Raw genomic sequence first — 841 nt, forward strand, 5'->3', positions numbered from 1 at the left:
AAACGAAATCCCCCTTTTTGCATTGACTCAATAGAAATAATTCTTCCTGTTAATGTCGTGAAAACATCACGGTTCAACATTGGTGTCGATATACGCCATGTTTCTATTTTTGCAGCAAAAGCGCCCAATACAACACAAAACAGAAATCCTGCAATAATCCATATTCCCCAATAAAAACGTAAAATATACAATATTCCAGGGAATATACTGACCAACACAAAAAATTGTCCCCAACTTGGTTCTCGCTCTAAATTGAAATAAACAATAATACCCGTAGAAAAAAAGACTAAAATCAACGAAAAAAGAAGTCCAAAAGAAATTTCTTTGTTTATGCAATCTGCCAACCACTTCCAACAAAAAATTATTGCTTCTTTTAAAGGCGTAAAAAGGGAATTCTTTTGTTCTTTACAGCTAACGTTCTTTGCACCATCAAGAGTGGAGAGATTCTCTTGCCATATCAGAGCTAATTTTTTTCCTTCTGATAAATCGTCCTTAACTTTATTCTGATTTAACATCCGCAAATCCCCACTTCACTTACAATGCGGCTATTGTATATCCTATCAGCTATGCTAACATAATCCTTTTATAAAGTTCCATAAGCAATATAATTTAAAGGGAGATATCTGTGTCCGTTATTACCCGTTTTGCTCCTTCACCCACTGGCTTTCTTCATATTGGTAGCGCTCGTACTGCTCTCTTTAATTGGCTTTATGCAAAACATACCGGTGGTAAAATGCTTCTACGCATTGAAGATACAGATAGAGAGCGCTCAACAGAAACAGCTTTAAAAGCCATTATAGACGGCTTACACTGGATGGGGCTTAGCTATGACGGCGATCCT

General features: G+C 36.6%; 1 protein-coding gene and 1 pseudogene. One reads left to right on the top strand and one right to left on the bottom strand.

Annotated features, from left to right (window positions below):
- Nucleotides 1–515, bottom strand: a pseudogene (locus tag ACFIK8_RS10685) (transporter); the annotation flags it as partial.
- Between the two features lie 110 nt (nt 516–625).
- On the opposite strand from ACFIK8_RS10685, the gene ACFIK8_RS10690 reads away from it, so the two are divergent.
- Nucleotides 626–841: glutamate--tRNA ligase family protein (locus tag ACFIK8_RS10690; RefSeq protein ID WP_375669413.1), on the top strand; the 216-nt coding region annotated here is incomplete at its 3' end.

The sequence above is a fragment of the Bartonella sp. MR168JLCBS genome, from assembly GCF_042194175.1.